Source organism: Anaerococcoides asporogena, from assembly GCF_029590275.1.
Taxonomy (GTDB): Bacteria; Bacillota; Clostridia; order Clostridiales; family Clostridiaceae; genus JG1575.
The window spans coordinates 3,085,632-3,104,111 of sequence record NZ_CP120965.1 but is presented as its reverse complement, the minus strand read 5'-3'; the positions used below and the strand labels follow the sequence as shown (position 1 = coordinate 3,104,111).

Here is an 18,480-nt window from a genome sequence, read left to right as displayed (position 1 = left end):
TTTTTGAACTTTTTTAGTGATTTTTATATAAGCATTCCTGAATTATGGTACACTATTTCAGGTAACTGTGTTAAATATGTCTCGAGCTTCCGGGTGAGATGATTGCCTGATCCAGCGAGGGACTGACACATTCGCTCACTGTTCTTTTTACCAATTAAGGGGGATTTTTCATGCAAACTGCTCTGATCATTATCCTGTCGGCCCTGGCTTCTCTGGTGTCCATCCCGGTGGGTAACGGAGGATTTCGGATTACCTTCGGAATTGTTGTCCTGATTTCCGCGCTTCACCTGTTCAAGCCCAGGCACCCGCTGGCACTGGCCCTGGCGACCGGACTGGCGGTAACCCTGGCGAGAATCTTCATGGATTCCATGTCCATGGAAATGACGGCGGCACTGGCTTCCAGTTATTTGCTGGAGATTGCCTTCTACGTGGCGTATGCCTGGATCTACCGCTGGGCGGTCACCACCAATACCTCGCCTTATCCGCTGCCTTTGGCCGTGGCCCTGGTTCTGTGCGATACCGGCGCCAACACCATTGAATTTTCTCTGAGGCATCTGGCCTCGGACACGATCTGGGATACCACCTCCTTCTCCGCGATTCTCCTGGCAGCTTTTGTCCGCTCGGTGGTCATTGTGTTTGTGATTTGGCTCAGCAATTACTTTTCGATGCGAAAATCCAGTGCCAGATAGGAGGGCGATCAAATGGAATTTTTAAACTCAATCAGCGCTTTCCTGTGGAACTACATCCTGCTGTTTGCTCTGCTGGGGGTCGGTCTGTACATGACCGTCCTTCTGAAGTTTCCTCAGTTTACCCGAGTTCTGCCGGCCATCACCAAACTGATTGGTGACATCAAATCCGGCAAGAAGGTCGAAGACGGACGGATGACGCCGTTCCAGTCCCTGGCCACTGCCGTAGCGGCTCAGGTTGGTACGGGAAACATCGTCGGAGTTGCCACCGCTATTGCGGCGGGCGGACCGGGGGCGGCCTTCTGGATGATTCTCTCTGCCTTTTTCGGCATGGCAACCATCTTTGCGGAGGCGGTCCTGGCTCAGATTTACCGCCATCAGTCCGATACCGGTGAACTGAGCGGCGGTCCGGCCTACTATATCCGGGATGGTTTAAAGAGCAAGGTTCTGGCCAGAATTTTTGCGGTGTTTGCCATCCTGTCCCTGGGGATTGTCGGCATCATGGTTCAGTCCAATGCCGTCGTGGTGTCGCTCAATGAATCCTTCGGAATTCCCATGCCCTGGGCTACTGCGGGCCTCCTCGCCCTTGTCGGCGTCATTCTCACCGGCGGCATGGAACGCATTGCCGGATTCTCGGAAAAAGTAGTTCCGCTGATGGCCGGCGCCTATGTCCTTGGCAGTCTGCTCATCGTGGTGATCAACATCACGCAACTGATCCCGGCGCTTCAGCTTATTCTGGTTTCAGCTTTTTCGCCTCAGGCCATCGGCGGCGGAGTCCTGGGAATCACCGTGCAGGAAACCGTTCGATTCGGGATTGCCCGCGGCCTGTTCTCCAATGAAGCCGGAATGGGATCAACCCCTCATTCTCATGCAGTCGCCCAGACGGATCATCCGGCGGAGCAGGGATTCATTGCGATGATCGGTGTCTTTATCTCGACGTTCATGATCTGCACCTCAACGGTCATGGTCAATGTCCTCTCAGGCAGCTATGACGCCACGATTTCCGCGGCGGAGATGTCAAAGACGGCTACGATCATGACGCAGAATGCGTTTACCAACGGCTTTGGAAATTTCGGCGGGGCTTTTTTATCGGTTTCCTTGTCCAGCTTTGCCCTGACCACCATCGTGGGCTGGTACTTTTTCGCGGAGTCCAATGTCCGGCTGATCTTTCAAGACAAGAAAATCTTCATCATTGGATTTAAGATCATCGCCCTGTCGTTCCTGGTGGTGGGGCCATTCATTGACCCGGACAACCTTTGGAAGCTCTCCGACTTATTTACGGGGTTGATGGCGCTGCCCAATATCGTCGCCCTGATCTTCCTGTCCCGACAGGTGGACTGGATCCTGAAGGATTATGATCAAAAAAACAAGCTGGGCGAACTGAAATGGCCCGATCTGAATGAGCTGCCCGGACGCCGGCCCAAGAAAAGCTAATCTTGGCTGTCAGCTGTCGCCGAAATAATAAAACCGGCGGGATCTCTGGTCCCAGCTCATCCATGACAGCTTGAAACGGCTTTGGCACATTCCTGATTTGAATTGAATCACCCGAGAACCTGAGAATCTTCCCGAACGGAGGAACCTCAGGTTCTCTGCTGTTGGGAGATCAAACGGCAGAACCGGCCGCAACTGCAAGACAAGCCTGATCCTGATGTCCCGGAAAACGCATAATGGGCTGTCCACTGGTTTTGCTATACTGAAGCTGAAGAGGGAGTGAGTATCATGTACGTTGCAATCATTGGAAACCTGGTTGGATCACGGCAGAAAAATGACTGTCGGGAAATTGATCCTCAGCTGAACACTATTCTGGACCAGATCAACGGAATATATCATGATCAGCTGGCCAGCCGATTTTGCCAGACCCGTGCCGATTCGTTTCAGGGGTTGCTGGAATCACCGGAAGAGGTGATGAATATCCTGTTTCAGTTGAAGTTTCAGCTTCATCCGGCCAAGATCCGGTTCGGAATTGGCCTGGGAGACGTCTCAACCCAGAATGATTCCGGTCAGTCCGATGCCGTTGCACCGGTCTGGCAGGCGGCCCGGCGGATGCTCGATGAAGTGAAGCGGAAGGAAGCCGGGAAAAAAGCTCTTCATCTCGATATGCTGTTCGGCCACCTGAAAGATAAGCAAAGTCTGGATTCGCTCAATGCCGGATTGTGTCTGATGCATTTCATGGAGACCGGCTGGACGGACAAACAGTGGGTCAACATTTATGACAGCCTGATCCTTGGGCTGAATCAGTCAGAGATCGCACAGCAGCGCGGCGTGAATCAGAGCACGATTCACCGGAGCCTGAACTCCGCCGGCTACTATGAATATGAGCAGGCGTTTCATACCTTTCAGAATCTGCTCGATCGAATGACATGAGGTCAGGCATCAAGTCCATGATCAGCCAATTCATAACAGGACAAAAGAACCATTGATAAGCCACGAATGCGTATGGTCTCAATGGTTTTACTGTTTTCTGCGCCAAGAAAGCTTTTTATATTTTGTTGCTCCATATCGGGTGATAAAAATGAATTTGAAGATAGATAAATTTTGAAAATTATAAGAAATTATTTCGGGTAGAATCTTTATCTGCTAAGTTTTAATTAGCTTGATACACATCAGCAGACGAATCGTTAAGGGGTGTGATTTGATCAACGTTCAGTATTTGGATTCAGGGACAGCATCTAAGTTTGATGCAGGCGTAGATTTCACGGCAGGTGTTTCATTTATTGCTGGGGATGAAGCCGGAGGAGCCGGATCAGTTCCGGATGGTTTGGCAGTGTATGGGGAGCAACTTTCTGATGACGGAGGATATGAAGATTTGCTAAATTACGGAGCCCGTTTTGCGGATGGTTCTTATGCACCATTCTGCCCGAATTATGGTATTTGATCATGGCACAGAAATCTATATTAATGATTTTAGTTTTAGTCGGGATTATCATTGGCGAGTATTTCGGAAAGCAATATTTTAAAGATCACAGGATCATGAGAAACTTAATTCTTTCCGTTGGCTTGGTATCAATGTTGTTAGCCTTTTATGTAATATTCAAATAAATAGAAGAAGCTTTGTCCGATATCAAGCCATTAAATAGAAACTGGGTTCCTGGAGGGGAGGTCAGTCCGCAGACATAAACCCTGGAATGGTTGGACCCGAGACGGCATGCTTCCTGCTGATAGCAGCTAAGGGAGGTACCTTTGATTCCCTTCAGATGAGATGAACTTATCCAGGAGTTGTTATGAGCCATCCTGTGTCAAATATTTCATCCGGATCGATGGATGAGCCTGAGAGATGGCAGAATACGGTTCTTTGAGTTGCTTTACAGCTCATTCCCAAAGCATGGGTCATTACACAAGTTTTCGAACGGTATCTATCATAGTTATAAAAAAGTCCGCTCCGGCCCGTTTTTTCATAATTTAGTGAAAAGAAAGGCCTGAGGGGGCTTCTTTTATAGACATCACGTTGTGAAAGTCTTGATAAATCATCAGTTTGGCAAGGTTTTCGTCTAATTATTGTTATTTGTGAAGCATAATAATAAGAAAATAGGTGTCATTGTTTTGTAACTTTTGCTATAATGAATTTGTATTTTACATAAAGTTCATTTTATGCAATTTTTTTTGCGGTTTTCATGGACTGAGATCGTGCGGAACGTCCCGTACGAAGACTTTAAAGTTGGCATTACTCCTCTGCAATCGTTCATAGCTTTTTAACTCACTGACATCCCAGGAATATGAAAGGTGGTTGGGTATGAAAAACCTCAGGAAGATCCTCTCAAGCTTGTTGCTGCTCTTATTCTTTTTCAATTTTTTCCCGCAGTTGGCTTATGCTGACAGTCAGGAGGCGGTCACAACCGTTGCCTTGAACTTCCGGGATCAGGGAACGGTTTACAGTAATGTATTGTCCGCCATTCCGGCCGGTGAATCGCTCACCGTTCTGAAAACCGAAGGAAACTGGGCTCAGGTTCAGTATGAAGACCAGACCGGATGGGTAGCCGCCCGTTATCTGGCACCCACCGAAGAAGTTGCCAAAACGGTGACTCTGACGAATCTCAAAGCTGACACACTGCGCAAGGAAGCCAGCAGCAAAGCGGCTGCTCTTGCGAAATTGCCGAAGGGAACGAAAGTTAATCTCGTTTCCGTTGAAAAAGAATGGTACAAAGTAGAGTTTAAGGGCAAGACCGGCTATGTCTTCGCTGCCGGCTGGATCGATGCTCCCTCTGCTGCCAGACCAGTCGCCAAGGCTGCTCCGATTCCGCTTGAAGGAACCATTGAAGTTTATAACACGACCAATGTCTATATGAATGCCTACGATGCCATGGCAAAAAAAGGCTCCGTCGGAACCTATCCAGCCGGTGAATACCACATTTACCGCAATTTTTCCGGCATGCTGAACGTAACCCGCCATCCTGACGTACCAGGCGCCTGGATCAATCCCGAAGAAATCCGGGATGACGCACCATCTCTGGTCAAGCCGGGAACAACCACAGCGACCGTAACCAAACCATCTGTGACGACTTCGGAAGTGACAAGCGGTGAATACCAGCTGCTCACCTACGTCAACACCTATGTTTCCGCCTACGATGCCCAGAATGATCTGAACCGTGTCGGCAAATACGCCCCCGGAAAGTACTATGTGTACAAGAATTACGGCGGCATGCTCAACATTTCCAAGACAGCCGGTGAAATAGGTGCCTGGATCAATCCGGCCCAGAACGTCGCCCCGGTCGAACCGGTGACTCCGCCGGCCTCGGAAGCGGATCAGATCGTGGCCAACGCAACAGTCAATGTCCGCAAAGGCCCTTCTGCTTCCTTCAAGGTTCTGAGAACTCTTCCCACCGGATCCAGCGCGGTCATGGTTGGACGTGAGAGTAACTGGATCAAGATTGAATACAAGGACCAGATCGGCTACTCCTATATCAACTACTGGAACATACCCAAGGCGACCCTTGCCAAATATCCGGTGAAAACCACGACTCCGGGCACCTCGCCTGACGGTTCGGGCACCGATAGTCCGACAACTACCAAGAAGCTCAAGGTATTCCTGGATCCGGGTCACAACGGAGTTGCTCAGGGGGCCGTCTCAACGGTGACCGGGGAACTGGTCGATGAGACCACCATCAACTACCGGGTTGCCATCCTGGCGAAAGAGATTCTGGAAGACCGCGGCTATATGGTCTACATGTCCAAGTCCAGTCTGAACCAGACAGTCAGCCTGACGGAGCGGACAAACCGGGCCAACGAGCTGGGTGTTGACATTTATGTTTCCATCCACTGCAACGCCTACACCGATCCTGCTTCCCGCGGTACCATCGGGTTTTATGCCGGGGAAAAACTCAATCCCGCCACCAGCGACTGGCAGGCCAAATCCGCGCTCCTCTCCCAGAAACTGGCAGACAGCGTAGGCAATGTCATCGGCCGCAGCAAAATCGTCAAGGATACCAGCTATGGCAAATCCTTCGCGGTCAACCGCCTGACCACCATGCCTTCGACCCTTCTGGAGCTTGGCTTCATCACCAACTACCAGGACGCCATGATCCTGAATTCCTCTGCCAATCAGAAGGATCTGGCCCGGGAAGTGGCCAACGGCATTGACAATTATTTCGGAAGATAACAGAACTTATCCCCACCATAAAATGTATAAATAGAACGGAGCCTCCGGTTGTGCCAGAGGCTCCGTTCTATTTATGTGCCGGCTTTTGCCATAGAATTGCCACGGCTGAGAAGGGTTCTATCTGATTTTTTTAATGAAAAAAAGGTATGATAGGAATGACAAGATCCACGTTGAAGAGATCTAGTCTGACAAGATCTACTTTGACTGGTCCAGATTGACTGGTCCACTTTGACTGGTCCACTTTGACTGGTCTACATTGACCGATCCACTGTGACCGGTTCGTATCGTCGGACTGTGCTATCTGGAGGAACAGAATCAAAACAAATGGCGTTGCCCACCGACAGAAAGGAGAAACTCATGGGAAAGACCATATATATTGCGGATGATGACCATAACATCCGAAAGCTCATCGAAGGCTTTCTGACGCGGGAAGGCTACGAGGTGGAGGCGTTCGCGGATGGGGAGCAGCTGATGGAACGATTCGGCATCAGGGAGCCGGATCTGGTGATTCTGGATGTCATGATGCCGGGCCGGGACGGCTTTTTGATCTGCGATGACATTCGCCGGCAGAGCTCCGTGCCCATCATCATGGTGACGGCCCGGGATACGGATACCGATTTTGTGCTGGGGATTCAGCTCGGGTCGGATGATTACATCACCAAACCCTTTTCCCCGATGACCCTTACCATGAAGGTGCGGGCGATCTTCCGGCGCATCGAGCTGGATAAAGGGGAGCAGCCTCAAAAAGAACTGGCCTACGAAGACATCGTAATTCACCCAGAGCAGAAGCTGGTCACCATTGCCGGAGCCAATGTGGATCTGGCACCCAATGAGTATGCTCTGCTGAAGTATCTGGTGGAAAATCAGGATCGGGCGGTCTCACGGGAGGAGCTGCTGGACAAGGTGTGGGGTTACAGTACAGTGGTGGAAACCCGCGTCACGGATGATACCCTGAAGCGGCTGCGCAAGAAAATGGGCGATTCTCAGGCGGTCATCGAGACGGTCTGGGGTTTTGGCTTTCGCCTGAATCAGAGGAAGAGCAATGAGTAAGCGGCCAAAAATCGGAAATACCATGCTGCTGTATTTTTTCACTACGATCCTGGCGGTGTTCATCCTGGTTGCCCTGGGGTTCAATGTGGCGGTTCGCGGTCATGTGGTGGCGCTCCTGAATCAGCAGCTGGAGGAAGCCAAGGCGCTGGTGTTGGAGTTTGCCCAGCAGTCGCAGATTCCCCGGGGCCCCAACCGGAGCTCCATGTTTCATCGGATGATGATCCAGAACAGCGCCGATTCCAGTGTCAATATTCTGTTCCTGAATGAAGCGGGCGAGCTGACTTTGCCGCTGGTCAACAGCGCGGAGGAGACAGCGGCCGAAATTCAGGGAATGGGAATGGGAATGGGCTGGCAGGGGGGACGAACCAATCCTTCGACCAAACCGGCAACGAACCCGGGAACCACCCAGGGTCCGATGCTGCGGCTGGATGCTGCGTCTTACCGGGAAAGCCTGGCCGTTCATGAATATGTCCAGGAAACATCCTATCAGCTGGCGGATGATTCCGTCCGGACCGCCAGCATTGACGGCGAAAACTATTACCTGCAGAGCATCCCTTTTTCCGAAGGAGAGGATCCGGAGTACGTGCTGGCTTTTATCGACGGTGAAGTCTACGACCGGTTCATCGGGAATGCCCTGTGGATTCTGACCTTTATCATGGGACCGGTACTGGTGGTGACCTTCTTCGTCGTGCGTTACCTGGCTCAGCGTCTGGCCAATCCCATTGCCCGGCTCCAGGGTCTGTCCAAGCAGCTGGGACGGGGTGTGTTTGAGGGCGAGGACTTTCATCTGCGCGAACAGGAACTGGTGGATCTGAATGAATCGCTCAATGAGGCGGCTCATCAGCTGAAGGACTACCATGCCAATCAGAAAACTTTCTTCCAGAATGTGTCCCATGAGCTGCGCACCCCCCTGACCGGAATCCGGGGCTATGCCGAGGGCATCAAGTACGGGGTGTTTACAGCTGACGAGGCGGCGGATGTCATATTGGAAGAATCGGGCAAGCTCGAGAAACTGGTGGAAGATATCCTGTATCTGTCCCGGATTGAGTCCAATGAGAGCCTTCTGGGCGAACGGACGCCCCTCCGACTGTCCGAACTGCTGCTGGAAGCCCGGGAGGATTCAGCGCATGATGCCCGCCTGAGCCAGAAGACGATTGAGGTCGTGGTTCACCAGGATCCGAGAATTTGCGTCTATTACGAGGAACTGCACCGGGCCTTGCAGAATTTGGTTTCCAACGCCGTGCGCTACGCCGATTCCCTCATTCAGCTGGAAGGCACAGTGCGGGACGATCAGGTGGTAATCACCGTCTCAGATGACGGCCACGGCATTGTGCCGGGCAGCGAGGAGAAGATCTTCCAGCGTTTTACCAAAGGTCCCGGGGGACGGCACGGCATTGGTCTGTCCATTGCCGAGGCAGCCGTGGAACGCCACGGCGGAACCATTGCCGCGAAAAACCGGACGGACGGACCGGGGGCGGTGTTTAGCATTACCCTTCCGCTGCAGAAGCTGCAGCATCTGTAATCAGCAGGCAGGACAGGTCAAAGGCAAAAGCCCGGGCCTGTCCTGCCTATTTGTCCTGGGGGCAGGGGACGGGTATAATGAATCTATCACCACGGTCAGAAGGCCTGACTGGTCTATGAAACAATCGAAAGCAGAAGGGGGAGGGCGATGGAACAACAGATTATGGAGCTGATCCGGAAGGAACGGCTGATCCTGCCGGGACAGCGGATTCTGGTGGCGCTGTCCGGCGGCCCGGACTCCGTCTGCCTGTTCCACCTCCTGGCAGAGTGGCAGGAGGCTCTGGGCATTTCTCTGGGGGCAGTCCACGTCAACCATGGGCTGCGCGGTATGGAATCCGACGGCGAGGAAGCCTTTGTTCGAAATTTGGCCAAAGCAAGGCGCATTCCCTGCTTTATTCATACAGAAGATGTTCCGGCCCGGGCGCGCCGTCTCGGTCAGAGCTTCGAACTGGCCGCACGGGAAGTGCGCTACGAGTTCTTTGAAGAAATCATGCGCCTGGAGAGCTATGATAAAACGGCGCTGGCGCATCACCGCAACGATCAGGCGGAGACCATCCTGCACCGGCTGATTCGGGGATCGGGCCTCAATGGTCTGGCCGGCATGCGCCTGGAGCGGGACGGGAAATACATCCGGCCGCTGCTGATGACATCCCGGGCGGATCTCGAAGCCTGGCTGAAAGGTCGGGGACTAGAGTACCGGCTGGATTCGAGCAATGACAACCGGGAATACACCCGGAATCGAATTCGCCTGGAGCTAATCCCTCAGCTGGAGTCTTATAATCCCGATATCGTCAGCACCCTGGGTCAGATGAGCCGTTCCCTGGACTGGGACCGGGACTATCTGGAACAGGCGGCCGCAACGCTCGCCAGGACGCAGATCCGACAGGAAGGCGACAAGGTGATTCTGGCCGGCGAAGCCTTCGGTGAGCACCGGGCCATGACTTCGCGCCTGGTGTTTGCGGCCCTGGCTCAGCTCAAGGGCAGCCGGCTGGATCTCTCAGCCAGTCAGGTGGAGGATATCCTGGCTCTGGCTGCCGGACAGACCGGACGCCGGCTGGATCTGCCGGGAGGCGTCACCGTCTACAATCATTACGGCCAGCTGGAATGGTCCCTGAAACGCGATGCAGCCGGGATCGAGCCGACGGATGAGGTTCGGGTGGATCTGAGCTTTCTTCCGGAAACGGTGGAATTCCCGCCGTACCGGATTCGGCTTGATTTTGAGCCGCCGCAGGGTACGGCAACCCGCCTGGATGTCACGGGTCTGCAGGAACTGATCATCCGCCGGCGCCGGGAAGGCGACCGGATCCTGCTTCCGGGGATGTCGGAGCCGAAAAAGGTCCGCCGCATCTTTATCGACCGCAAGGTGCACCGCGAAGACCGTGACCGGGTTCCCGTATTCACCGATGAAGCGGGCCGGATCCTGTATATTCATCCGGGAATTTGCGGGGAAGCATTTAGAATTACCCAAAATACTGATAAAATACTATATATTACAGTGATGGAGAATACGAATCATGATGAAAACGGATCACAACATGTATGATGACATTCAGGAAATCCTGTTTGATCAGGAGCAGCTGGCGCAAAAGTGCCAGGAACTGGCCAATCAGGTCAACGAAGACTACAAAAATAAGGAGCTGGTGCTGGTCGGCATTCTGAAGGGCTCCTTTATGTTTATGTCCGATCTGGTCAAGCGGACCACCATCCCGCTGGAAATTGAGTTCATGGCGGTATCAAGTTACGGGTCCTCGACCGAAAGCTCCGGCGTTGTCCGGATTTTGAAGGATCTGGATACCGATATCAAGGGCAAGCACGTGCTCCTGGTGGAAGACATCATTGACTCGGGCACGACGCTGACCTATCTGATGGATTATCTCAAAGGCAGAGGAGCGGCCTCCGTGGAAATCATGTGTCTGCTGGACAAGCCCGCCCGGCGTACCCAGGTGCTGCCGGTGCGGTATGTGGGCTATGTCATTCCCGATGCCTTCATCATCGGCTATGGCATCGACTATGCCGAGCGCTACCGGAACCTGCCCTTCGTGGCAACATTAAAGGAAGAAGTTTACAGGAGTAAGGATTAATGGAACAAAAACCACAGCTGCCACTGTCCCGACTTGCCATCATGAGCCTGATACTGCTCGTTCTGATCGGCGTTGCCCAGCTTCTGCCCGGAGCGGTTGCCTCGGTGGACTACAATCAGTTCATCTCCCAGGTGAATGAAGGCAAACTGAGCAGCGTGCGGGCGTTTCCCAATGGGTCCTACATGACCCTGACGGGCCTGTCGGCTCAGGATAATAAAGAAACCAAGACGGTGATGCTCACCGAGACCTATCGTACCCTGGTAGAATCCAACAAGGAACTGGCTGCCAAAGTCACACTGAGCGAACCGGCCGGATCCCAGAGCATCGTTTCGCAGCTGGCTCCGTTTCTGTCGATGCTACTGACGCTGGGACTGCTGGTGTTCTTTGTCGGTTTTCTGATGCGGAACAACAACCAGGGACCCAAGTCGGCGGCCAATTTTGGCAAAAGCAAAGCCCGGCTGGTTAACCCGGAGCAGAACGATGTTACGTTTGCTCAGGTGGCCGGAGCCGAAGAGGAAAAATTTGAGCTGATGGAAGTGGTCGACTTCCTCAAGAATCCCGCCAAGTACCAGAAGCTGGGAGCCAAGATTCCCAAGGGACTGCTGATGGTGGGATATCCTGGTACCGGTAAGACGCTGCTGGCCCGGGCTGTGGCCGGCGAAGCCGGGGTGCCGTTCTACATCATCTCCGGTTCGGATTTCGTCGAAATGTTTGTCGGTGTCGGCGCCTCCCGCGTCCGCGACCTGTTTGATCAGGCCAAGCGCAACGCGCCCTGCATCGTTTTTCTGGATGAAATTGACGCCGTCGGCCGCCAGCGCGGCACCGGCTTTGGCGGAGGCCACGATGAACGGGAGCAGACGTTGAATCAGCTTCTGGTGGAAATGGACGGATTTGAGGAAAATCAGGGCATCGTCGTCATGGCCGCCACTAACCGGGCAGATGTGCTGGACCCGGCGCTGCTTCGTCCCGGCCGGTTTGACCGGCAGATCCACATTGATCTGCCGGATTCCAAGGGGCGGGAAGAGATCCTGAAGATCCATACCCGCAACAAACCCCTGGGGGATGACGTCAACCTGAAGATCATCGCGAAAACTACCACCGGATTTTCCGGAGCGGAGCTGCAGAATCTGGCCAATGAGGCGGCCCTCTTGGCTGCCCGGGAAGCCAAGCCCTATATCTCCATGGCGCACTTTGAAGAAGCCCGGACCAAAGTCCAGCTGGGACCCGAGAAAAAATCCCGGGTGCAGACCGACGAGAGCAAGCATCTCACGGCCTACCATGAGGCCGGGCACGCCATTGTGGCGCGCAGCCTGCCTACCATTGATCCGGTCACGGAGATTTCCATCATTCCGCGGGGCCGGGCCGGAGGCTATACCATGCACATCCCCCTGGAGGATACGAGCTATACTTCCCGGACCTCCCTGCTGGATGATCTGGCGACTCTGTTTGGCGGACGCTGCGCCGAGAAGCTGATCCTCAATGACATTTCCACCGGTGCCAAGAGTGACATCGACCGGGCTTCCAAGATTGCCCGGGCCATGGTCAAGGAATACGGCATGAGTGATGTCATCGGCAACCTGTCCTTCGGCGATGCCGAAGAAGTCTTCCTGGGCCGGGACATGGGACGTCAGCAGCCTTATTCCGAAGCCATGGGCGACCTCATTGATCAGGAAGTCAAAAAGCTGGTGGATTCAGCCTATCACAAGGCCGAGGAAATTCTGAAGCGCGAGGGGGAAAAGCTCCATCTCGTCGCGCAGAGTCTCCTGGCGAAGGAAACGCTCCAGGCTTACGAGTTTGAAGCACTCTTTACCACCGGCAAGCTGCCAGAGCCTCTCACCGAGGTCGAAGCCCGCAAGGCCAATGAAAAGGTGCTGGAAGACTATTCCCGGCGCAAGCGACAGGCCCTGGGCAATCTCCGCCAGGCGGCAGGGACGGCTTAAAGCGCCGGACCGATGCGCAGGCGATGGATGCTCCTGTATCTCTGAGCAGTCTGAGACAGACCGGACCAGGAAATTCATCGCAATGGCCTGAACCGGAGAATAAAATGAATAAATATGTCATGAGCAGCATCCGTTTTCCGGAGCTGCTCATTTTTACCATGTTCTTAAAAATGACAGGGGAGTTGCGTCAGCGGACCGTCATATTGAGAAGAGTTGTTAACAGAGATTTAAAATTGAATCAATATGCCATTTCGGCTTGAGTCTATGCCGTTTTCTGTTTAAACTTAATGTAGCATAATATTTTAATCCGTCAGGAGGAGCTTATGGGACTGGAAGCCGGAATGAAACATACAACCCAAATCACCGCAGCACCGCAGCATTCTGCGGCAGCACTGGGATCAGGGGATCTTGAAGTACTGGGAACACCGGCTCTGATCGCATTCTTAGAATCAAACTGCAAGGACTCGGTCCGGTCGTTTCTGCCGGAGGGTTCAACCACCGTCGGAATTCACCTGAACTTCGACCACCTCAAGGCTTCGCCCATCGGACCGCAGATTACCTGCACCTCCGAGGTGACTGAAGTCAAAGGACGCCTGATTCATTTCAGGATTCAGGCCGAATCAGGAGAACACATCATCGGGGAAGGGACCCATATCCGCGCAGTCGTTGACCGTGAACGCTTTTTGGCAGGATTGAACCATTAGGCAACGAAAGAAAAGATAAGGTATCCTAAGGAGGAACAAATTCATGTTAACAGACATCCAGATTGCTCAGCAAACAAAGATGGACCCGATTGTAGACGTGGCCGCCAAGATCGGACTTGGACCGGACGATCTCGATATGTATGGCAAGTACAAAGCCAAGATTACCATCGAAGCTCTTAAGAAGCTTCAGGACAAGCCGGACGGAAAACTGATCCTGGTTACGGCGATCAACCCGACCCCGGCCGGTGAAGGCAAGTCCACCACCACAGTTGGTCTGGGCCAGGCACTCAACCGCCTTGGCAAGAAAACGGTTATCGCACTGAGAGAGCCCTCCCTGGGACCGGTCTTTGGCGTTAAGGGCGGAGCAGCTGGCGGCGGATATTCTCAGGTCGTTCCGATGGAAGACATCAACCTGCACTTCACCGGAGACTTCCATGCCATTACTTCAGCCAACAACCTGATCTGCGCCCTCATTGACAACCACATTCACCAGGGCAACGCGCTGCGCATTGACCAGAAGAAGATCACCTTCAAGCGCGTTATGGATATGAATGACCGCAACCTGCGCGAGGTAGTCGTTGGACTGGGAAGCAAAGGCAACGGTTTTGTCCGTCAGGACGGCTTCATGATCACGGTTGCTTCCGAAATCATGGCGATCCTGTGCCTGTCTGAGGACCTGGAAGACCTCAAGCACCGCGTCGGCGAAATCGTTATTGGCTACAACCTGGACGGAAAGCCGGTTTATGCCAAGGAACTCAAATGTGAAGGCGCTGTGGCTCTTCTGATGAAGGACGCCATTGCTCCGAACCTGGTTCAGACCCTGGAAAATACCCCGGCTCTGATTCACGGCGGCCCCTTCGCCAACATCGCTCACGGCTGCAACTCCATCATTGCAACCAAGGCAGCTCTGAAGCTGGGTGAGTATGCGGTAACCGAAGCTGGTTTCGGCGCTGACCTGGGAGCTGAAAAATTCCTCGACATCAAGTGCCGTTTCGGCGGACTCAAGCCATCCGCAGTCGTTGTCGTGGCAACGGTTCGCGCCCTGAAGCATCACGGCGGCGCCAAGAAGGATGAATACGGCGTAGAAAATGTCGAACTTCTCAAGAAGGGTATTGTCAACCTCGAAAAGCAGGTTGAGAACGTCCGCAAGTTTGGCCTGGAGCCGATCATTGCCATCAACCGGTTCGCTTCTGACACCGATGCCGAACTCAAATACATCGAAGACTTCTGCAACGCCAACAATGTCCGCGTAGCTCTGACCGAAGTATTCGCCAAGGGCGGAGAAGGCGGCGAAGAACTGGGCAAGAAGGTCATTGAGCTGGTCGAAAGCGTGGAAGCCGGATACACTCCCATTTATGATGTGGAAGAATCCATCGAAGCCAAGATCAACAAGATCGTCACCGAAATCTATGGCGCCAACAAGGCAGTGTTCACCTCCGCCGCTCTGAAGCAGGTCCGTGAACTGGAAGCCAACGGCATGGACAAGAAGCCGATCTGTATGGCCAAGACCCAGTACTCCCTGTCCGATGACCCGGCACTGCTGGGACGTCCGCAGAACTTCGACGTGACAATCCGTGAAGTCCGTGTATCCAACGGAGCCGGATTCATCGTTGTCCTCACCGGAGACGTCATGATCATGCCCGGACTGCCCAAAGTTCCGGCCGCTGAACGCATGGATATCACACCGGACGGAGAAATCACCGGTCTGTTCTAAAAACCAACAAAGAGCTTCTGCCCCAAAGGCGGAAGCTCTTTTGCATCCCCGAAGGATACAGTGGACTTAGAGGACTCACAGGACTCAGGTGACTAAGAGGACTCAGGTGACTCAGAGGACTCAGGTGACTCAGAGGACTCACGTGGCTCAGAGGAACCAACGAACCGACAGACTGATGAGTCGAAGAACTAATGAACCGGTAAATCAGAAATTGCTTCCATGCAGGTGCATCATTACCAGGAACGGCAGTGAGCGAACACCAGCAATTGATAGCCAGCGATTGGAAACCGGCATTTGGGTAATCATCCTTTGAGTAATCTCTTTGGGGAAGTCCGGCAGAGCAGAAACAGCACCCCGGATCAGGCGACAGTGCCTGATCCGGGGTGCTGCTTTGAGCCAGTTGTTCGAGCAGTTCGTGGTTCAATCTCATGTGTCTTAAAGAAAGTCCTTGCGGGGGAGAGACGGAGGCTACAGCTCCCGGAGGATTTCGGCTTTCTTCTGATTGTATTCCTCCAGGGTGATCAGGCTGTTGCGGCGCATTTCATCCAGTTCCAGGAGTCGGGCGGCAGGGGAGGGAGGAGAATCCTGAGCGGGGGGGAGGTCGTCCTTGATATAGCCCTGGTTGGGCCAGGCAGGATCCTGTCCCATGGGATACTGAGATGGGGGATTCAGCCCATAGCGGCTGCGGGGACCGCGCAAAAAGATCAGGACATTCTGAATGGTGATCAGAAGCGCGATTCCGATCCACAGAATTGGGAACAGCTGGAACAGGAGGGGTGCTCCTGAAGGGATGGAGAGCATGGGGATCAGCTGAGTTGCGCCGATGCCCACAAAGACGAGGCCCACCAGAATACCGGGGAGGGCGGGCCAGTAGGGCCGTCGATCCATGATTGATCCTTCCTTTCGTGATTTATTTAGGTTGGGGATCCGACTGATTCAGATCGAAAACCAGCTTGCCCAGGGTTTTCTGATTCAGGATCACTTGGTGGGCTTCATTGGCTTCTTCCAATGTGAAATGACGGCCAATCACCGGGCGGAGCCGGCCTTCGGTCAGGAGACGGCTGATGGCGGCCAGGGCTTCCTGCCGCTGCAGCGCGGTGTAATTGGGAATGCCCAGGCCCCGGATGTCGGAGTCCTTGCCCATCAGGAGGCGGGGGTTGATTTCAATGGGACCGCGGCTGCCGACCACGACAATTTTTCCATATGGATCGATGATTTCCATGTCCAGGGCCAGATTGCGGTTTGCCAGGAACTCGATGATGACATCGGGACCGCGCTGTCCCGTCCATTCGGCCAGTTCAGGCAGATTTTCCCGGGTCAGATGGTCCATGGCATAATCCGCTCCCTGGGTCCGGATGAGCTCCCTGCCTTCCTCGGAGGAGGCCGTTCCGATTACTTTTGCCCCCAGAGCCTTGGCCATCTGGATCGCCAGGAGTCCGACTCCGCCGCTGGCTCCGTGAATCAGGACGGTCTGTCCCGGGCGAACTTCGCCCCGCAGATAAATGGCGCGGTAGGCGGCCAAGGCCGGAATGCCCAGGGCAGCGCCCTGCGCAAAGCTGACTGAATCAGGCAGGGGATGGACATACTCCTGGCTGGCGACTGCCTGTTCGGCATAAGTCCCGGTGTTGGCCGGATCCAGGAATCCAGCCAGCCAGACCCGGTCTCCGGGCGAAAAGGCGGTGACGCCGGGACCTACCGCGTCAATCGTACCGGCTCCGTCAAAACCCGGGGTAAAGGGCAGCGGCGGCGTGAAAAAAGCATAGGTGCCGGTCATGACGTAGGTTTCATTGGGATTGATGCCGGCATGTTCCAGCCGGATTCGGACCTGGCCGGTCTGGGGGACCGGTTCTGGAAGGTTCTCCAGGATCATGGGATTCTCAATGGCATACTGGTGGACGCGGATTGCTTTCACGGGTTCAGCCTCCTTTGTAATTTCTCTATCTTCAGTATACAATGACGGAATCGTTGTTCAGAGGGTTTGCATCCGCTCAAGCCTTTAAGGTTTTGTTAATTTCGTCGTTCCGGACCGATCCGAAGCTTTTATTGGCTTGACAAATTCAAGGGACTTGTTAGAATAGGATTTGTTATTGAAACCAGTGTTTTTTTGAGCAGCTCAGCCGGCTGCTCTTTGATTATAAAAGCCCTAAAAGGAGGAAATCCATTGATCCAACTGAATGAATCGGTCCAGATCGGACCCGTGCTGATGGCTCCTCTGGCCGGGGTAACGGACCGGACGTTTCGGGGCATCCTGACAGAACAGGGCGCGGATCTGACCTTTACCGAGATGGTCAGTGCCAAGGCACTGCACTATCAGAATGAGAACACCCGGCAGCTGCTGCGGCTGGCCCCCAATCAGTCGACCATTGCGGTCCAGCTGTTCGGCAGCGATCCGGACATCCTGGCTGAAATCGCCGCATCGTTTGAAGATCGGCCGGAGATTCTGCTGATTGACATCAATATGGGCTGCCCGGCCCCGAAGATCGTCAAAAACGGAGAAGGCTCGGCACTGATGCTGGATCCGGAGCGGGCTCAGGCGATCCTGCGGGCGGTAACGGAGCGCACCACAAAGCCGGTCACCTGCAAATTCCGCCGCGGTTACAGCATGGGTCAGGAAACAGCCCTGGATTTCGCGCTGCGCATGGAAGACGCGGGAGCCGCTATGATCACCATTCACGGCCGCTTCCGGGACCAGTTTTACTCGGGAACCAGCGACCGGGACATCATCCGGCGGGTGAAACAGGCTGTCCGGATTCCGGTCATCGGCAACGGGGATATCTTCACCGGCCGGGATGCCCGCGAGATGCTGGAGACGACCGGCTGCGACGGCATCATGGTCGCCCGGGGAGCTCTGGGCAATCCGTTTATCTTCCAGGAGATCAAGGCCGCGCTGGATGGCCGCCCCTATGAACGCCCATCCGCCCGGGAGATCCTGGCCATGGCCGCCCGACATCTGACGGGCGCCATTGAGGATATGGGCGAATTCATCGGCGTCCGGGAAATGCGCAAGCATCTGGGATGGTATCTCAAGGGCATGCGCGGGGCCTCACACTTCCGTGACCGGATGAACCGGGCGGAGACCGGAGAAGAAGTCATTGCCCTTTTAACAGAGCTGGAAGCCCTCCAGAGCGTGCCGGGATCCGGTCCGGAAGCCATGTAAAATGAATCAATTTTAGGCGGATAAAATCATAAAA

16 protein-coding genes are annotated in these 18,480 nt (G+C 54.1%); 14 read left to right on the top strand and 2 right to left on the bottom strand.

Annotation, left to right across the window (positions count from 1 at the left end):
• Nucleotides 1–170 precede the first annotated feature (170 nt).
• The 13 genes from P6M73_RS14225 (at nt 171) to P6M73_RS14165 (ending at nt 15,289) form a co-directional block, all read left to right on the top strand.
• Nucleotides 171–689 (top strand): hypothetical protein, encoded by a 519-nt coding sequence (locus P6M73_RS14225; RefSeq protein ID WP_277853685.1) that lies wholly within the window; start codon nt 171–173, stop codon nt 687–689.
• 12 nt (nt 690–701) lie between these two features.
• Entirely contained in the window at nt 702–2,120 is a 1,419-nt protein-coding gene (locus P6M73_RS14220) for an alanine/glycine:cation symporter family protein (protein ID WP_277853684.1), read from the top strand.
• A gap of 285 nt (nt 2,121–2,405) precedes the next feature.
• Nucleotides 2,406–3,050: a SatD family protein gene (locus P6M73_RS14215; RefSeq protein ID WP_277853683.1), complete on the top strand. Its 645-nt coding sequence runs from the start codon at nt 2,406–2,408 to the stop codon at nt 3,048–3,050.
• A 268-nt stretch (nt 3,051–3,318) separates the two neighbouring features.
• Entirely contained in the window at nt 3,319–3,561 is a 243-nt protein-coding gene (locus P6M73_RS14210) for a hypothetical protein (RefSeq protein WP_277853682.1), read from the top strand.
• Nucleotides 3,562–4,416: 855 nt separating this feature from the next.
• Nucleotides 4,417–6,279, top strand: coding sequence for an N-acetylmuramoyl-L-alanine amidase (locus P6M73_RS14205; protein ID WP_277853681.1), 1,863 nt, complete (start codon nt 4,417–4,419; stop codon nt 6,277–6,279).
• Between the two features lie 357 nt (nt 6,280–6,636).
• On the top strand, nt 6,637–7,329 hold the full coding sequence (locus P6M73_RS14200) for a response regulator transcription factor (RefSeq protein ID WP_277853680.1): 693 nt from the start codon (nt 6,637–6,639) through the stop codon (nt 7,327–7,329).
• Nucleotides 7,322–8,851 carry a sensor histidine kinase gene (locus P6M73_RS14195; protein ID WP_277853679.1) on the top strand — a complete coding sequence of 510 codons (1,530 nt, stop codon included), beginning with the start codon at nt 7,322–7,324 and terminating at the stop codon, nt 8,849–8,851. The genes P6M73_RS14200 and P6M73_RS14195 overlap by 8 nt, the downstream gene beginning before the upstream one ends.
• A 147-nt stretch (nt 8,852–8,998) precedes the next feature.
• Nucleotides 8,999–10,393 carry a tRNA lysidine(34) synthetase TilS gene (tilS, locus tag P6M73_RS14190; protein ID WP_277853678.1) on the top strand — a complete coding sequence of 465 codons (1,395 nt, stop codon included), beginning with the start codon at nt 8,999–9,001 and terminating at the stop codon, nt 10,391–10,393.
• Nucleotides 10,386–10,931, top strand: a complete 546-nt coding sequence (gene hpt / locus P6M73_RS14185) for a hypoxanthine phosphoribosyltransferase (protein ID WP_277855787.1) — start codon at nt 10,386–10,388, stop codon at nt 10,929–10,931. Before tilS ends, hpt begins: the two co-directional genes overlap by 8 nt.
• The gene (ftsH, locus tag P6M73_RS14180; protein ID WP_277853677.1) at nt 10,931–12,871 is read left to right on the top strand and encodes an ATP-dependent zinc metalloprotease FtsH; all 1,941 of its coding nucleotides are present in this window, start codon (nt 10,931–10,933) and stop codon (nt 12,869–12,871) included. The genes hpt and ftsH overlap by 1 nt, the downstream gene beginning before the upstream one ends.
• A 104-nt stretch (nt 12,872–12,975) precedes the next feature.
• Nucleotides 12,976–13,131 carry a hypothetical protein gene (locus P6M73_RS14175; protein ID WP_277853676.1) on the top strand — a complete coding sequence of 52 codons (156 nt, stop codon included), beginning with the start codon at nt 12,976–12,978 and terminating at the stop codon, nt 13,129–13,131.
• Nucleotides 13,132–13,194: 63 nt separating this feature from the next.
• On the top strand, nt 13,195–13,575 hold the full coding sequence (locus P6M73_RS14170; RefSeq protein WP_277853675.1) for a thioesterase family protein: 381 nt from the start codon (nt 13,195–13,197) through the stop codon (nt 13,573–13,575).
• Between the two features lie 43 nt (nt 13,576–13,618).
• Complete coding sequence (locus P6M73_RS14165) at nt 13,619–15,289, top strand: formate--tetrahydrofolate ligase (RefSeq protein WP_277853674.1); 1,671 nt, start codon at nt 13,619–13,621, stop codon at nt 15,287–15,289.
• Nucleotides 15,290–15,757: 468 nt separating this feature from the next.
• On the opposite strand, the gene P6M73_RS14160 is transcribed toward P6M73_RS14165, so the two are convergent.
• Nucleotides 15,758–16,177: an SHOCT domain-containing protein gene (locus tag P6M73_RS14160; protein WP_277853673.1), complete on the bottom strand. Its 420-nt coding sequence runs from the start codon at nt 16,175–16,177 to the stop codon at nt 15,758–15,760.
• A gap of 22 nt (nt 16,178–16,199) precedes the next feature.
• A complete protein-coding gene (locus P6M73_RS14155; protein WP_277853672.1) occupies nt 16,200–17,201 on the bottom strand; it encodes an NADPH:quinone reductase in 1,002 nt (333 codons plus the stop codon).
• 249 nt (nt 17,202–17,450) lie between these two features.
• Here P6M73_RS14155 and dusB point away from each other — a divergent pair, with 249 nt between their 5' ends.
• Nucleotides 17,451–18,446 (top strand): tRNA dihydrouridine synthase DusB, encoded by a 996-nt coding sequence (gene dusB / locus P6M73_RS14150; RefSeq protein WP_347276287.1) that lies wholly within the window; start codon nt 17,451–17,453, stop codon nt 18,444–18,446.
• Nucleotides 18,447–18,480 lie beyond the last annotated feature (34 nt).